Below are 14,891 nucleotides of genomic sequence, written 5' to 3' on the forward strand. Positions count from 1 at the left end.
GCAAGGCTAGCTTTGTGCTTCTAGAGCCTGCAGCAGCTCTGAAACAGGGGGGTTGCCCTTTTTAGCGTAGACGATGTTGCCAGACTTCCCGATGATATAGACGATCCGCTGCTGGAAAAACAGCCCCAATATCTTGCCTACGCCATAGGACTGGCGGATCGATTGGTCAGCATCCACAATCAGTGGGAAGCGGTAACCAAATTTACCTGCAAACGCCTCTTTTTTTGCCCGATCGGCAGGATTGACGCCGAAGACAACGGTATCTGCGTGCTCAAAGGCCGCATAATGGTCTTGAACCGCACACAGCTGCTTCGTGCATACTGGCGTATCATCTCCTGGATAGAAGATCAGGACGATATTCTTTTTCCCCATGTATTCTTGCAAATCGATCAGGCCTTTGGTGCTGTCCGCCCGAAATAGCGGTGCTTTTGTTCCTATTGGCAGCATTTCCCTCACCTCGTATATAGTTTGCTTCCCCTCACATGAGGGCCTGTCTCTCGTATACATTTCCAGCCAAATTAGAAAACTTGGCTCCGCCAAGCTTTGCGGTGGAGCCTTAGTTGCACTTATCCTGGCTTGGAATCTTATAAATTCTTACTGTACAAAGAAAAACCGCTCCACATGTTGTAGGGGACTGACCCCCGTCCGTAGAGCGGCTTGCTGTTCCTTTTCTCTGGCGAAATTCTGCCTGACCTTATCTGGTTTGCAGCTTCGCTTGTTTGACTTTGGCGACAAACGCCTCTGCTATCTTTTGCATGTCGCTGTCGTGGCCCCACATCCGCTCTGGATGCCATTGCAGCCCGACATGCAGCCCGTCGAGACTCTCGATCGCCTCGATTACACCGTCAGCTGCTGCCCCTGTCATGGCAAAGCCCGGAGCGACGTCTTTTACCGCCTGATGATGCGAGGTGTTGACCAGGATTTCCGTCTTGCCAATCGCATCTGCTACAAATCCTGGCTGTAGAGTGACTTTGTGTGCGCCGTATTGGCGTGAACCTTTTTGTGCGTGTTGGAATGCTCCCGGCACCTGGCTTGGAATGTCCTGAATGAGGGTACCGCCGCACGCCACATTCAGAATTTGCATTCCCCGGCAGATTCCGAGGATTGGCTTTTTCATTTCCAGAGCCAGCTTGATGACTTCAAGCTCTGCCAAATCCCGTTCGTATTCAATATGTCCCAGTCCTTGCAGCGGCTCCTCTCCGTACAAATGAGGAGCAGGATCGTCTCCGCCTGTAAGGATCAGGCCGTCGAGCGACTCCAGCATCGCGCGAAATGGCGCATCTGCATTTGTCAGGAGAGGCAGGATCAACGGAGTTCCGCCACTGCGGGCAATCCCCTCCACATAGCCGGAGCCTACATAAAAGAACTGGTCGAGATTGTTATTCGGGAAATACATTTTCGTACACGCCACACCAATTATCGGACGCACACACGTCACTCCCTGTTCTCTATTTATTTCTTTTCATTGGATGCGTATTTGAAGTCGATGAAGCCCAGTGCGTCTACAACTACGTCTTTTACAGAGTCTTGTTTCACCCATGCGTAAGTGTAGTAGTAGATCGGCAGTGCTGGCATTTCATCCATCACGATGGCATCCGCTTTTTTCAGGATTTCTTTGCGTTTTTCTACGTCGCCTTCTTTGGCTGATTGAGCCAGCAGGTCGAGGAACTCTTTGTTCTCCCATTTCGAGGTGTTCAAACCGCCTTTGAACACTTCCAGGAAGTTGATCGGATCGTTGAAGTCGCCGATCCAGCTGCCGCGGCCGATTTGGAAGTTCCCTTCCTTCATTTGCTCGCGATGTACTTTATTTTCTTTATTCACCAGCTTCACTTCGATGCCAAATGCTTTTCTCCATTGATCCTGGATGACAGTCGCGATCCGTTGATTGGCTTCCGTCGTATTGTAGGAAATGGTGAGCTCAGGCAGCTTGGTGATTCCCGCTTCCTTCATCCCTTCGGCCAGCAGCTTCTTCGCTGTCTCCACATCACCGTCTTTGATGTAGCCGTCAGGGTTGAGCGTCATGGTAGGAGGCAAAATTCCGAGCGCTGCTGTACTCTTGAATGGAACGACGCTCTCTGTAATTTCTTTGCGGTTTACAGCGGTAGCAAATGCCTGGCGAATCTTTTTGTTGTCAAAAGGCTTTTGCGTGGTGTTGAAAATGTACCAGTAGGTTCCTGCTGTTGCTTGCGATTGCATTTTGCCGGAATCTTTCAAGGACTCAAGTGCGTCGAGCGGCAAGTCACCCAAAGGGGAGCCCGCCCAGTCCAAATCACCATTTTCAAACATCGAAAGCTCCGTATTGGCGTCTTCGATCATGTTGATGTTGAGCTTGGACAGCTTTACGTGGTCTTTATCCCAGTAAGTATCGTTCTTTTCGAATTCGATACCCGACTTGTGCTCCCATTTCTTCAGCACAAAGGGTCCGTTCCCTACGTAGGTTTCCGGCTTGGAAGCCCAATCCTCGTTTGCTTCCACTGCTTTTTGGTTTACAGGGAAGTACGTCACAGATGCAACCAGCTCAGGGAAAAACGGTGCCGGATTTTCCAGGTTGACGACAAGCGTTTTGTCATCGGTTGCTTTTACGCCAACATCCTCTGCTTTCGCTTTCTTCGCATTGAAAGCTTCGCCGTTTTTCAGGTAGTACATCTGATACGCGTAGGAAGATGCTGTTTCCGGATTCAATACGCGCTTCCACGCATATTCGAAATCATGCGCAGTAACTGCATCGCCGTTGGACCACTTCGCATCGCGCAGATGGAAGGTATAGGTCAGTCCATCTGGTGATACTTCGTACTTCTCCGCGACCGCCTCTTTCAGCTCGCCCTTTTCATTCAGCCGAAGCAGGCCATCAAATGCTGCACGGGCAACAGACATCGAAGGGATATCTTCTGCCAGTCCAGGGTCGATCGTGTTTGGCTCCCCTGTGCTCAGGTTCACCTGCATGCTTTGCGGGGTTGAAGATTCACCTGCTGAAGCTGAAGGTGCCTTCTCTCCCGACGTGCTCCCTTGTGGAGTGCCACAGCCGGCGAACGCCAAGCTCGCGAGCAGCACTGCACAAAATGATAGTTTCTTAAACCGTTTCATTAAAAAACCCCCGTCTCTGGAATAATTCTTCTTGATTGTTAGGAGCATGTATAAATAATATTATCTTGAGAAAATTTTGTCTACATAAAAAGGGGATGAAGAAAAATGCTCTCGAGTTTATCCACCCAAATCGCTCAATTGGTTGAAAATGCTGGCGGCGAGTGGGGTATCTACCTGGAAGACCTGCAAACAGGTGAAACGCTGGCGTTCAATGAGCATAAACGTTTCTATGCGGCTAGCGTGATCAAAGTACCAATCATGACGGCAGTCTTTGCGGAAGCCTACGCTGGCAACATCGCATTGGAACAAAAAATCAAGCTCCGCCAAGAAGATTTGGTAGGCGGCGCTGGGGTGCTTCAGCACATGACCCCCGGCACTGAGCTGACCGTGCAGGACATCGTCACGCTTATGATCATCCAAAGCGACAACACGGCGACCAATATTTTGATCGACTTGGTCGGGACCGAGAGCATTCGAGCAGCGATGCAAAAAACCGGCATGACAAACAGTCAGTTCTACAACAAGCTGATGGTCGTGCCTGCCGAGCTGGAAGGCTACAACGAGCTGACGGCTGCAGACATGGGCTCTCATTTCCGCTATCTGGCTACCGGAAAAGTCATTTCCTATGACAGCTGTCTGAAAATGATGGCGATCTTAAAGCAGCAGCAGCATCGAGACCGCATTCCGTTCCACTTCCCTGATCCAGATGGAGACGTGATCGGCATGCTTCCCAAATGGGAGCTCGCCAACAAGACAGGCTCCGTTACACACATCACGCATGATACCGGTGTGCTGTTCGTCGGCTCGCATGCTGTGACCATCTGCGCTCTGAACAAAGGTCTGGAGCAAAACCCAGCCGCCCAAACGATCGCCGAAATTGGCCGCCTCGTCTACAATCTGTACCAGAGGGCCTAGTTTTATCCTTCCCCCGCAAGCGTGTCTTGCGGGGCTTTTTTGCAAGGGAAAAACGGGTGCTTCGCTCAAGCAACTGCTGAGAAAAGCACCCGTTAACAGATGAATTATTTTTCCAAAATCAACTTCGCAACGTTCATGGCACTGGAGAAAGAAAGCTCGGACAGTTGTCCTTGGCCTTCGCACCAGTCACCTGCAAAGAACAGGTTGCGGTAGTCAGGCATGAAGATTGGCATTGGCTTCTGGTTCATGGTCCATTTGATCTCCTGTACGATGGCACGTGTGGAGACGCGAGGAACGACCAGCTGCTCACGCCAGCCGGCAAAGTGCTTGTCGTACAGCGCTTCGATTTCCAGCTTGCGTTGCTCTGCCAATTCCTTGTTCCCTACATCAGACTGGCGCATGTACGCTGTCGCCTGAAGCAGCTGACCGCCTTCTGGCACACAGGTCTGATCGTAGTAGGAAATATCCGTGATAAAGATGTTGTTCTGCTTGTCGTAAATATAGGAATACGGAACATCGATTCGCTCTTTCAAGCCGATGTCGTACACAATAACAACGGTAGGCTCGTATTCTGCGTGCTGGGCAATGGCATGCTCCAACCGCGTTTCCGCAAATACCTTCACCATTTCTTTCGGCGGGATACAGCTGATAAATTCGTCTGCCGTAAACTCGCCCTCCGGTGTTACCACTCCCACGACGCGATCTTCTTCTACGTGGAAACTTTCTACTTTTGTCTTCGTCAGGATGACGCCGTTATTCGCCTCGATGACACGAACGAATTCGTTAATCAGCGCCTGCCAGCCTCCGCCAATATACGCTACTGGCTTATTGGTCGTGAACAGTCTGCTGTAATAGGAAAAGAATACGTCAGACGGGATTTTTTCCGGTTCACGTGTAAAGAAGTTGGAGGAAGCGAGTGTCAGCATCATTTCCTTTACTTCTTCATTGACGTTTTTCTTCTCCATCCATTTTTGGATAGACATATGCGGATGTCCCGTTTCCATCTTCAGCATCGTTTTCAAGATTTCAAACGTAAACAATACTTTGTCCAAGCCTTTGAGCAGCTTGGTTTGGAACAAGCCCTGTACATTCGCTGGAACAGCTGTCAGATCGTTCCCGATATCGTACTTCGCTTTTGTTGGATTAAAGTCTTGCCAGTCAATGTGAAGATCCAGCTCTTTTTCAAACGTTTTCAAAACGGAGCTATCACGAGCGTAAATAGCGTGTGCACCAAAGTTAAAGTTAAAACCTTTGATCTTCAGCGTAACGGCACGACCGCCTAGTTGTCCGCGCTCCAAAACTGCTACTTTTTTGCCTTTCGACGAAAGATAGGCGGCACTGGATAAACCAGCGAGTCCTCCACCTACAATAACTACGTCATAGTGATTGGTTGTCATACACAATCTCCCCTACGCACTAGCAATGTTGATAAAATGATCGAAAACCCTCTCCTAGAATAAGGGATAGATCACAAGTAGTCAACCATTATTGAACTGTGTCTATTTTTATACTGATTGATACCAATAATTTCCTTATGCTTCTCGTGCTATAATGAAAAAAATCCTGCAGAAGGGTGTTTTCGACCAATGAAGTTTACCACTCCCATCCCAGAATCGGAATCAAGCGCCGCTTCAGCAAGCTTGCCAAAGATCCTGGAAACCAACGAACCCGTCGTCCCTCTGTTGCAGTATGCCCCCGTAATAGCGGTATATCCTGCTTACTATCACGAGGGGTTGGCTGGCGCGCGATCCGATTGCTTCGTTCGGCGCTCCGTTGCTGACCGTCTCGTCCAAGCCGCGGGTTTGCTCCCAGCCGACCATCATCTCGTGGTATTGGATGGGTGGCGCCCGCTAGAAGTGCAGCAATCCCTGTATGATCGCCTAAAAAGCCAGCTCCTCGCACAAGGCTGGACGGAAGGAGAAGCTTTTTACGAGGAGCTCCACCGGTTCGTAGCCCGGCCCTCCCACAATCCTGAGCGTCCTCCCCGTCATCTGACTGGTGGTGCTGTTGACCTGACGATAGCAGGTCCCAACGGCTGGCTGGACATGGGTACTGCCTTTGATGACTTTACGGATCGGGCCAATACACGTTTTTTCGAAATCCATCTGCCCCGTGACGACCGGGAGAGGCAAATCCAGCGCAACCGCCGACTTCTGTATCACATCATGATTCAAGCCGGATTTACGAACTATTCGGATGAGTGGTGGCATTTTGACTATGGAAATCAGGCATGGGCGGCTGCTTGCGGTCATGACCATGCTTGTTACGGAGGCATTTTGCAGGTAAATTGACCGAAAGCGAAGCTGCACGTTAGAAAACGGCTAAAAACTGATTCATTTTTACTGTACAAAGAAAAAACAGGGGCAAGTGCACCCCTGTTTTCTATTTATGAGAGTCACGCTCTTATTCGCTTTGTTCGTTTCTGCGTGTCATTTGCTGCCAGACCGTACCGCTGGCAGCTTCCCCGCTTTCGATCCGCTCCACAGCCATTTGCACTTGCAGGCTGACTTCAAACTCCGGATCGTTTTGCGCCGCTCGCAATGCTGGAAGCGCTGACTCGTCTCCCACTTCGTACAGGAAACGCGCTGCACGCCAGCGGACGAGCTTGTTGCGGTCCTGCAATGCTTCACACATCGGTCCGGTCGCCCGTGGATCCCCCAGATCAGACAAGGTATCTCCAGCCGTTCTTCTGACGGATACCGAATCATCCTTTAAAGCTTGGAACAGCAACGGGAAGACAGCATCTCCCCCAACCATCCCGAGATAGACGACCGCAAGCCTGCGGATCGAAGGCTTCGTGTCCTTCAGAGCTTTCTCCAGCACTGGCAAATCCTCTTCCGTTGGCTCCATGCGATCCAATGCCGCGTACCGGTTTTGCCAATCGGGATCATCCAGCATTTGCAGGGTAACGACTTTCTTTTCACGGATGACGGGGGCTGGTGCTTCCCCTTCCCCGAGCTGCAAGGCACGCTCCACTAGCTCCTCCACACGCTCTTCCGGATACGAAGCCACGATCTCTTGTGCGACTTCTTCTCCGATCTCGCGCAGATCGCCATAACGGACACCGTGCTCCACCCATTTGCGCTCCATGATCAGGTTTGGCGAGGCCGAGCCAGCTCGCATCGCTGCTTGTCCAAACCTCTCCGGCAATGCCGCACGGATCTGTTCTGTCCCCATCGTGACTTTTACCTGCATGGGCACTTCCCGGAACATCTGGATAAAGACTTGGGCCTCCCCAAAAGCGGCTCCATCCGTTGCTGCCAATACCGGAACCGCTGTTCCTTCCCCTGCCTGAAGAATCTCTCGGGACTGGGTCAAGATGCGCTGCCAATCCGCGTTTGACTTTCTTTCCAGCGCCAAAAAATCGGCGGTGTGAAAAATAGAGGTAACTCCTTCAATCGCCAGCAGCTTCCCCATCAACTCCGGGTACTTGGCGACATGCTCTTTTGTATAGACATGTTGGACACCATCCGGCAAACGCTCGTCTACGTTCAGCTTCATTACGTTTGGACTCGGCGTCGGTTCGATGGACAACAGTTTCATCACTCGTCACTCCTTTTCCGCACTCTTCCCTCAATCTTCTCTATCGTAGCACGGAACCAAACCACATTTCCAATCGTGGGGTGCAGCTGTGCAATTAAAGTACCAGCTTGTAGTAATCGTTCGCCGATTTGACGACAAATCCGCACGATTCGTAAAGACCGAGTGCATGGCTGTTCTCGCAGGCGACCTCCAGTGACATTTCCTCGTAGCCTTGCTCACGAATCAGCTCGATCGTTTTCGCCAACGCCTGACGTCCATACCCTTTTCCCTGATGATCGGGGTGTACACAGAAGCCGAAAATAAAGCCTTTTCCCTCACTGATCATCGCGCTGATCTTGCCGACGGGTTTATCCTCCACAAGGATGAGATACGTTTTGCTGTTCGGCTCGCCTTCGATGCGCTTGCTCATTTCTCTCGCCTGCTCTTCCTCCATCTGAAAGCCGTGGACATTCAGCCAGATCAACGTTTCCAGATCGGCCTTTTCTGCAGCACGCATCTGGATAGCGCTCACGGGGACGTTCTTCTTTTCCCCCTGCAGGTCCATCCAGTACTCCGAAAATTTATACTGCGCTCCCCATTGCTCCATGCAGGCTTTTCCCGACAAAGACTCTCTTTGAACGATAAACAGCTGCTCAGGAATCTTTCTCTGTTGACATTCTTCTGCCGCCTGAGCCTGCATCGCCCGGAAAATTCCTTTTCTGCGATTCTGCGGATGCACCATGCCGCTTACTTCCGCCTCTGCTCCATGAAATACGTACATCCCCAAGAAACCTACCAGTTGATCGTCTTCGTAGCACAAAAAATCTTCCGTATGAGTACCCGAACGTCGAGTGAGCATGTCTGGATTTATTTTAAGGTCAATTCCGTCATACTCATTGCATACTTTCACCAGCTGCTTTACTGCGGACAGCTCTTCTGCTGTCATTTGCGTGGTTCCACGAACTTGATACCCCATACTCTCCATGCCCCCTAAAAGTAAAGATGCTTCATTTCGGTAACCATGTCATCCAAATTATTAGCCACCTGCGGAATGGAATAGCCGATGTAGAGCGGAGAGGTAACAAAGCGTGGCACGGCTTTTGCGATCAGCTTGTCTCCCCAGCGATAAAAGAAAAAGTTATAGCTGAGGCAACGGCGATTGACGTGGTTCAAAATCCAGTGCGCCAGAATCTGTAAGTACTCAGCCATCCTGTCGAGCCGATCCCAGTCGGTAAGGATCACGTTGTATTCAAAAAAGCCTGCGCGCGGATGGGTAGACAGATTGCACTCCACGCCTCGCCCGCTGTCAATGGTGATTCCCTCAAAGTCCATTTCCTTTACTTGGCTGCGATAATCGTAGTGGTTCAAGCCAACAATTTGCATATGTGGATGGCGAATGCTGCCCCCTGAGTACGGACCGTGGTTCTTGAAGAAGAGCACAGATTGAAAAGATCCGCTATTCGAAAGCTCCTGCCACTTCTCTACGCCAAACGCGAGCAGCTCATGCACATGTGCTTTTGAATAAGTCGACCAATCCCCTTCACAATCATCTGACTCGATCAGAACCGTCTGATAGGTATCCTGTAAAACAGGGAACTTGTTCATGAGCCAGATCATGGACCCACGCTGCTCAAGGATATTCGTCAGGCTATTGGTGTCGCAAAATGGACAAGCAGTTTCCCGATTGATCACGCTTTCCGGTTTCTTTCTGCCTATATGCATGTTGAAGTGCAAATGAGTCTGCGTCACACGAGAGTCCCTCCTAATTGCCACCTGCTTCCACTTTACAATGAAATCGGGCGAAAATCATTCACAAAAGTACGGGTTAGCGTTACGATAACGGACAGAACCTAGAATGACGAGGAGGCTTCTCATGATTGACATACATAAAGCCGCATCACGCTACACAGCAGATCACGGCTGGTTAAAAAGCAATTTCAGTTTTTCCTTTGCCGATTACTATGATCCGGACAATATGGGATTTGGACCATTGCGCGTCTTCAATGACGATACCGTCGCACCGCAAACCGGATTTGGCTCACACCCTCACCGTGAAATGGAGATCGTCTCGATCGTTTTGCAAGGACAGCTCGGTCACCGCGACAGCACAGGACGTCAGGAGGTCGTTCGACCGGGAGAAGTACAGCGGATGAGTGCAGGCACTGGGGTCGTTCACTCCGAGATGAATCCCTCGGCGACCGAGGAAGTCAAGTTTCTTCAGATCTGGTTTGAGCCGGCACAATACGGCCTCACTCCATCTTACGAGCAAAAAGCCTATGATCAAGCCAAACTGGTGAATCAGCTGCTCCCAGTCGTATCAGCCAACGGTGGCGAGGAAACAGCCAAGATCCATCAAGACCTGACACTCTACCTCTCGCGTCTAGCGGCTGGACAATCGATTCATTTCGAGCAAAAACCTGGAAGACGCATCTATCTTTTCGTCATGGAGGGAGAAGTGCTGTTAAATGAAGATACCTCTCTTCAAACACGGGATGCCGCACGCATTACGAAAACGACCAGCCTAGACATCCGCGCGAACCAGGATGCCTATTTCATGCTAATCGACTTGCCATAGCTCGCTCTTTACCTGGACCAGCCTGGCTACACTTTGCACAGCCTATTTTTCCTTCAATAGGCTGTGTTTTCTTTTTTTATCTCAATGGGTTCGCATACAATGGGTAGTAGTGAACCATGGAAAGGTGTTGGATGAAATGGAAAGATCCTTTTACTACCCGGTCAGCTGGAGTGAAGCTCACAAATACAAGCTGTTATTGGATCAAGAAGGCGTTCCGTACGAGATTCAGTCCCCGATGGATTTGCCCATTCTGGAAAAGGGACAGCTGGCCATCGTCTTTCCGTCTATCCCTCTGCGCATGTACGCTTGGGTGCGCACCTTATTTTACCGGGATGGTTTGCGTTACCCCGACCCCTTTTCCCTGGATTTTCGTGCGCGCTGATCTATTTTGCCAGGAGGTGAGATCATGCCTGATTACAGCATCCGCATCTCCATCGCCAAGCTGCGCCTGGATTTGTATGATGCCTCCACACGGGTCCGCTCCTTTCCGGTTGCATTGGGGAAAATTGCGACTTCCACTCCAAAAGGAGATTTCACCATCATCAATAAAGTCCCTTATCCGGATTCCTACCCCGGCGGACCTTTGAGCGTTTTCGGCACGTATTGGCTTGGTTTGAGCCAGCCCCACTACGGCATTCACGGTACCAATGACCCTTCCTCCATCGGCAAATACGTCTCTCACGGCTGTATCCGGATGTACAACAAAGATGTGAATACGCTGGCAAGCCTCGTCCCCATTGGCACTCCTGTAAGAATCAGGGCCACGTAGTACGCTCTTTTTCTTTTTTTACAAACAGCAAAGACCCGCCTCTGCTTGCTTTGAGGCGGGTCTTTTTCACATGAGTCTTGCGTTTTTGTCTTCTTCATCCTGTTCACTAGACTCAAAATACACCAGGTATCTTCTGGCTTGCTTGTACATGATAGACAATGTCAATTCTCGTATTTTGTTCATCACTACATCTTTTTGGTCTGGTTGAAGCTCCAGGGCGAGCTTCTCTTCTTGCATGGTTAGATAAGACATTACCCATTCTGGGTCTAACTTGTAGGCAGGCAACGACAGCGACTCCTCTACTAAGTAATCTATTACAGTCTACAGAAGCCCACTGTCGTTTCACAGCCACAATTACTGGCTACATACACAGAGATTGGCACTAGCAACAAGAATTCTTATTTTCCCTGCTCCAGCTCTTCCACCATGGCGGAGAGCTCTGCCCAGCGTTCAATCGCCGCTTCCAGGTCAGATGCTACCTGTTGTTCCTCGGCGTACAGCCTCTCGATTTTTCCGTAGTCGCTGCCGGATGCAGCAATCTCTTTCTTCAGCACTACGCTGCGCTCTTCCAGCGCTGCGATTTTGCCTTCGATTTCATCCCACTCTTTTTGATCCTTATAAGAGAGCTTCTTGGTCCGGTTGTTTCCCCGGTTGGCATTGCTGTTCTCGCTTTTTTCACTGGAAACGGCAGCCGTAGGCGCTGCGACCGCTTTCTGTGCACGCCGCTCCTCCAGGTACTCGGAGTAATTCCCCGTAAAATCCCGGATACGGCCTTGCCCCTCAAAAGCGAACAGATGGTCAACCGTCCGATCCAAAAAGTAACGGTCATGGGAAACGGTGATCACTGCACCCGGAAACTGCTCCAGATAATCTTCCAAGATGCTCAGCGTCTGAATATCCAGGTCGTTCGTCGGCTCATCCAGGAAAAGGACATTCGGCTCCCCCATCAACGTGCGGAGCAAATACAGACGCCGGCGTTCTCCACCAGACAGGCGGGAAATCGGCGTGTACTGCATATGCGGAGAAAACAGGAAACGCTCCAGCATTTGCGAGGCCGTGATCGATTCCCCGTCACTCGTCTGAATGACTTCCGCCGCTTCCTTTACGTATTCGATCACGCGCAGTTTTTCGTTCATTTCGACGCTGTCCTGCGTGTAGTAAGCAATCTTTACCGTTTGGCCAATATCGATCGTCCCTGCATCAGGCTGAATTCTTCCTGCCAGCATGTTGAGCAGCGTCGATTTTCCGCTTCCATTTGGGCCAATGATCCCTACACGGTCGCCTGGAAGCACGATGTAGCTGAAGTCTTTGATCAGCTGGCGATCCCCGAAAGACTTGCTGATTTGCTCCAGCTCAATGACCTTTTTGCCGAGACGACTTGCTCCCAGCGCCATATCCATCTTGGCACCTGGTCCCTCGACGACGCGATCACGCAGCTCCTCCGCTCGTTGTACACGCGCTTTTTGCTTGGTGGTTCGCGCTTTGGCTCCCCGGCGCAGCCAAGCAAGCTCGCGTCTCAGCAAATTTTGCCGCTTGCTCTCTGCTGCAGCTTCATTATCCTCTCGCTCCGCCTTTTTTTCCAAGAAGGTCGCGTAATTGCCCTCGTAGCTGAAAAGCTTCCCGCGATCCAGCTCGAAGGTCCGGTTCGTCACACGGTCCAGAAAGTAGCGATCATGCGTGACGAGCAGCAATGCTCCCTTATAGCGGGACAAGTACTCTTCCAGCCACTCTACGGTTTCATTGTCAATATGGTTGGTCGGCTCATCCAAAATGAGCAGGTCCGCTGGCTGAATCAGAGCCCGTGCCATGGCAACCCGTTTCCGCTGACCGCCAGAAAGCTCGCTCACCTTTTGCGTGAAATCGTGCAAGCCCAGCTGGGTCAGGATCGTCTTCGCCTGTGTATTGCTCTCCCAGGCATCCGCGGCGTCCATTTTGGTCTGCAGAGCCAAGACACGCGACTGCTTTTTCTCATCGTTTGGCGAGAGCTGCAGGTCAGCCAGAGCGCCTTCGTACTCCCGCAGCAGCTGGATCAGCGCTGATTCGCCATAAAACACCTGATCCAATATAGAAGAATCTTCATCAAAGCTCGGGTTCTGCGGCAAATACTCTACATGAAACCGGTTGGCGTGCACGATCTTTCCGCTGTCTGCCGTATCCATACCCGCGATAATTTTCAAGAGGGTGGATTTCCCTGTCCCATTTACACCGATCAAGCCGATTCGCTGCTGTTCGCCGATATGAAAAGATATGTTGTCAAAAAGAACTTTCTCTCCGTAGCCTTTGGAGAGATTTTCAACCGTTACGATTTGCATGGTAGTCACCTGTACTTTTCTATTTGCCTTGAAATGCAAATGAATGCTTTTCTCCGATGGTAACATGTTTTTCTAGGAAGCTCTAGGGCGGAGAAAACATTTCGTGAAGCGGAGCAATTGGAAACAAATGGTTTTTAAATATTCTTATGGTAAAATTAGGATATTTCGGTATTAAGCTGCATTACCCATCTACTTGTATGAAGGAGAGATCGTTGTGAAGCATTTGCACACTTTGCTCGGGGTCGCCCTCTGTTCAAGCCTCTTGGCTACCCTCCCCGTAATCCCCCTTTCAAAAGCTGCAGCACTAGCGCTGGAAGAGAACACAGATGCCTTGAAGAGCGCTTCGCCACGTGTCAAGCGCACGGTAGAGCAAACGATCGAATACTTCAGACTGACAGCGTATTCGATTTCCGCTCAGAAAACCCATGTCACTTTGCAAAACAAAGAGGTGGACTCCAGTCTGTCATCCGTACCTACAACTATTTCCCTCGCTTTTTCAGACAAGGATGATAGTCTGACACAGCTGACTGCAGCTTGGTCCAAATCTCCAAAGGATCAGCCCCCCAATTTGGAAGCTGCCCGAAGTACTGCCGCAGACTTTGTAGAGCTGGTGCTCGGTGAGAAATTCGCCTCGGCAGAGCGCGGTACGTTGTGGAGCAGCTCCAAGCTGGCGATCTTCCCCGTATATCCAGTCGTCAATGGAATTCCTGTACAGAAATCGGTCGGTGAAGTCTTCGTGGATTCCAGCGGTCACGTATCCTCTTATCAGCTTCGGGACGCCGACTTTAAGGAAAACAATCTCCCCTCGAAAGCCGGCATTCTTTCCTGGGAGCAAGCCATACCTCGATGGGCCAGCCAGCTCCAGCTGGAATTGACTTATGACGACGAGCACGGGCGCTATGCGTACACGGCCCTACCCTACAGCGCCATTGATGCCAAAACCGGAAAAGCCCTTGAAGCATCGGCGGACTTCACCGACACTCACATCCCCATAGAACAGCAGTCGACCAAACAGTCCATCACGACGCCTGCCGCAGCGAAGGAGGTCGCGACCACCTTTTTTGGTCTGAAGTCGGATCAGCTTTCGTCTTCTGCCAGCAGGGAGAGTCACCCAAATGAACTGCCGATTTCCATTTACACCGTGGAAAATGATAAGCAGACCCTGGAGATGCGGGTCAATGAACAAACGAGCGAACTGCTTTCCATTCAACTCAACTCGAATCGTGCAGACGATGCCAGCGCCGCCCTCGTCGATCTGTCGGAGGCACGAGGGCAAGCCCTGGCATTTATGAAACGATACATACCACTTGCATCGGGGGATTACATACTGCGCGCGTATCCCCAATCGTCCGAGAACGCCACGAATCCGACCAAAGCTCGAATGGAGCTTTACGCAAGTACAAATGGGGTGCGGTCTACCAAACCACTCGCCGTCATCACAATGGACTTGCATGGAAATGTCCTGACTTCCGCAACCGCCCGAACCTACGCCCCCTCTTTTGCTGCGACACCAGGCGTCCTTTCATTAGAGGAAGCCAAGCAGAACTGGGTGAAAGCTCTGTCAGCAGAGCTGGCTTATGTATATCCAAGCGATCTGGACCCGGAAAAGGACTCGCCTGTTTTGGCTTACGTCCCTTCCTTTTCGGCAGCTGACCGCTACGTAAATGCCCTTACAGGTGAAGTCGATTCGTGGAAATAAATCGGTCAATCAAGA

General features: G+C 50.8%; 15 protein-coding genes. 6 read left to right on the forward strand and 9 right to left on the reverse strand.

Annotation, left to right across the window (positions count from 1 at the left end):
• Nucleotides 1-6: 6 nt before the first annotated feature.
• From EDM59_RS21755 to EDM59_RS21765, 3 genes are all read right to left on the reverse strand, one after another.
• Entirely contained in the window at nt 7-447 is a 441-nt protein-coding gene (locus EDM59_RS21755; RefSeq protein ID WP_122925544.1) for a peroxiredoxin, read from the reverse strand.
• 247 nt (nt 448-694) lie between these two features.
• Complete coding sequence (locus EDM59_RS21760; RefSeq protein ID WP_122925545.1) at nt 695-1,429, reverse strand: gamma-glutamyl-gamma-aminobutyrate hydrolase family protein; 735 nt, start codon at nt 1,427-1,429, stop codon at nt 695-697.
• 23 nt (nt 1,430-1,452) lie between these two features.
• Nucleotides 1,453-3,084 (reverse strand): peptide ABC transporter substrate-binding protein, encoded by a 1,632-nt coding sequence (locus EDM59_RS21765; RefSeq protein ID WP_122925546.1) that lies wholly within the window; start codon nt 3,082-3,084, stop codon nt 1,453-1,455.
• A gap of 105 nt (nt 3,085-3,189) precedes the next feature.
• Here EDM59_RS21765 and EDM59_RS21770 point away from each other — a divergent pair, with 105 nt between their 5' ends.
• Complete coding sequence (locus tag EDM59_RS21770) at nt 3,190-3,999, forward strand: serine hydrolase (protein WP_122925547.1); 810 nt, start codon at nt 3,190-3,192, stop codon at nt 3,997-3,999.
• A 104-nt stretch (nt 4,000-4,103) separates the two neighbouring features.
• Here the strand turns inward: EDM59_RS21770 and EDM59_RS21775 are convergent, their stop codons facing one another.
• Nucleotides 4,104-5,396 (reverse strand): phytoene desaturase family protein, encoded by a 1,293-nt coding sequence (locus EDM59_RS21775; RefSeq protein ID WP_092269179.1) that lies wholly within the window; start codon nt 5,394-5,396, stop codon nt 4,104-4,106.
• A gap of 189 nt (nt 5,397-5,585) precedes the next feature.
• Here EDM59_RS21775 and EDM59_RS21780 point away from each other — a divergent pair, with 189 nt between their 5' ends.
• On the forward strand, nt 5,586-6,290 hold the full coding sequence (locus EDM59_RS21780) for a M15 family metallopeptidase (RefSeq protein ID WP_122925548.1): 705 nt from the start codon (nt 5,586-5,588) through the stop codon (nt 6,288-6,290).
• A 112-nt stretch (nt 6,291-6,402) separates the two neighbouring features.
• On the opposite strand, the gene EDM59_RS21785 is transcribed toward EDM59_RS21780, so the two are convergent.
• The 3 genes from EDM59_RS21785 to EDM59_RS21795 form a co-directional block, all read right to left on the reverse strand.
• A complete protein-coding gene (locus EDM59_RS21785; protein WP_122925549.1) occupies nt 6,403-7,542 on the reverse strand; it encodes a virulence factor in 1,140 nt (379 codons plus the stop codon).
• Between the two features lie 94 nt (nt 7,543-7,636).
• Entirely contained in the window at nt 7,637-8,497 is an 861-nt protein-coding gene (locus EDM59_RS21790) for a GNAT family N-acetyltransferase (RefSeq protein ID WP_122925550.1), read from the reverse strand.
• Between the two features lie 14 nt (nt 8,498-8,511).
• Nucleotides 8,512-9,270 (reverse strand): DUF4931 domain-containing protein, encoded by a 759-nt coding sequence (locus EDM59_RS21795; RefSeq protein ID WP_122925551.1) that lies wholly within the window; start codon nt 9,268-9,270, stop codon nt 8,512-8,514.
• A gap of 124 nt (nt 9,271-9,394) precedes the next feature.
• On the opposite strand from EDM59_RS21795, the gene EDM59_RS21800 reads away from it, so the two are divergent.
• The 3 genes from EDM59_RS21800 to EDM59_RS21810 all read left to right on the forward strand — a co-directional run bounded on the left by EDM59_RS21800 (nt 9,395) and on the right by EDM59_RS21810 (nt 10,865).
• The gene (locus EDM59_RS21800) at nt 9,395-10,096 is read left to right on the forward strand and encodes a pirin family protein (RefSeq protein WP_122925552.1); all 702 of its coding nucleotides are present in this window, start codon (nt 9,395-9,397) and stop codon (nt 10,094-10,096) included.
• 136 nt (nt 10,097-10,232) lie between these two features.
• On the forward strand, nt 10,233-10,478 hold the full coding sequence (locus EDM59_RS21805; RefSeq protein ID WP_122925553.1) for a hypothetical protein: 246 nt from the start codon (nt 10,233-10,235) through the stop codon (nt 10,476-10,478).
• Nucleotides 10,479-10,502: 24 nt separating this feature from the next.
• Nucleotides 10,503-10,865, forward strand: a complete 363-nt coding sequence (locus EDM59_RS21810) for a L,D-transpeptidase (protein WP_122925554.1) — start codon at nt 10,503-10,505, stop codon at nt 10,863-10,865.
• Between the two features lie 66 nt (nt 10,866-10,931).
• On the opposite strand, the gene EDM59_RS21815 is transcribed toward EDM59_RS21810, so the two are convergent.
• On the reverse strand, nt 10,932-11,150 hold the full coding sequence (locus EDM59_RS21815) for a hypothetical protein (protein ID WP_122925555.1): 219 nt from the start codon (nt 11,148-11,150) through the stop codon (nt 10,932-10,934).
• A gap of 113 nt (nt 11,151-11,263) precedes the next feature.
• The gene (locus tag EDM59_RS21820) at nt 11,264-13,177 is read right to left on the reverse strand and encodes an ABC-F family ATP-binding cassette domain-containing protein (protein WP_122925556.1); all 1,914 of its coding nucleotides are present in this window, start codon (nt 13,175-13,177) and stop codon (nt 11,264-11,266) included.
• A gap of 214 nt (nt 13,178-13,391) precedes the next feature.
• On the opposite strand from EDM59_RS21820, the gene EDM59_RS21825 reads away from it, so the two are divergent.
• The gene (locus tag EDM59_RS21825) at nt 13,392-14,876 is read left to right on the forward strand and encodes a hypothetical protein (RefSeq protein ID WP_122925557.1); all 1,485 of its coding nucleotides are present in this window, start codon (nt 13,392-13,394) and stop codon (nt 14,874-14,876) included.
• The last annotated feature ends 15 nt before the right edge of the window (nt 14,877-14,891 follow it).

It is taken from the genome of Brevibacillus nitrificans (genome assembly GCF_003710965.1).
GTDB lineage: Bacteria > Bacillota > Bacilli > Brevibacillales > Brevibacillaceae > Brevibacillus > Brevibacillus centrosporus.

What these genes read in the sequence shown, in the direction of transcription:
- EDM59_RS21780 (WP_122925548.1), top strand. Translation starts at nt 5,586, where the DNA reads ATGAAGTTTACCACTCCCATCCCAGAATCGGAATCAAGCGCCGCTTCA.
- EDM59_RS21820 (WP_122925556.1), bottom strand. Translation starts at nt 13,177, where the DNA reads ATGCAAATCGTAACGGTTGAAAATCTCTCCAAAGGCTACGGAGAGAAA.
- EDM59_RS21755 (WP_122925544.1), bottom strand. Translation starts at nt 447, where the DNA reads ATGCTGCCAATAGGAACAAAAGCACCGCTATTTCGGGCGGACAGCACC.
- EDM59_RS21770 (WP_122925547.1), top strand. Translation starts at nt 3,190, where the DNA reads ATGCTCTCGAGTTTATCCACCCAAATCGCTCAATTGGTTGAAAATGCT.
- EDM59_RS21800 (WP_122925552.1), top strand. Translation starts at nt 9,395, where the DNA reads ATGATTGACATACATAAAGCCGCATCACGCTACACAGCAGATCACGGC.
- EDM59_RS21765 (WP_122925546.1), bottom strand. Translation starts at nt 3,084, where the DNA reads ATGAAACGGTTTAAGAAACTATCATTTTGTGCAGTGCTGCTCGCGAGC.
- EDM59_RS21785 (WP_122925549.1), bottom strand. Translation starts at nt 7,542, where the DNA reads ATGAAACTGTTGTCCATCGAACCGACGCCGAGTCCAAACGTAATGAAG.
- EDM59_RS21805 (WP_122925553.1), top strand. Translation starts at nt 10,233, where the DNA reads ATGGAAAGATCCTTTTACTACCCGGTCAGCTGGAGTGAAGCTCACAAA.
- EDM59_RS21810 (WP_122925554.1), top strand. Translation starts at nt 10,503, where the DNA reads ATGCCTGATTACAGCATCCGCATCTCCATCGCCAAGCTGCGCCTGGAT.
- EDM59_RS21790 (WP_122925550.1), bottom strand. Translation starts at nt 8,497, where the DNA reads ATGGGGTATCAAGTTCGTGGAACCACGCAAATGACAGCAGAAGAGCTG.
- EDM59_RS21775 (WP_092269179.1), bottom strand. Translation starts at nt 5,396, where the DNA reads ATGACAACCAATCACTATGACGTAGTTATTGTAGGTGGAGGACTCGCT.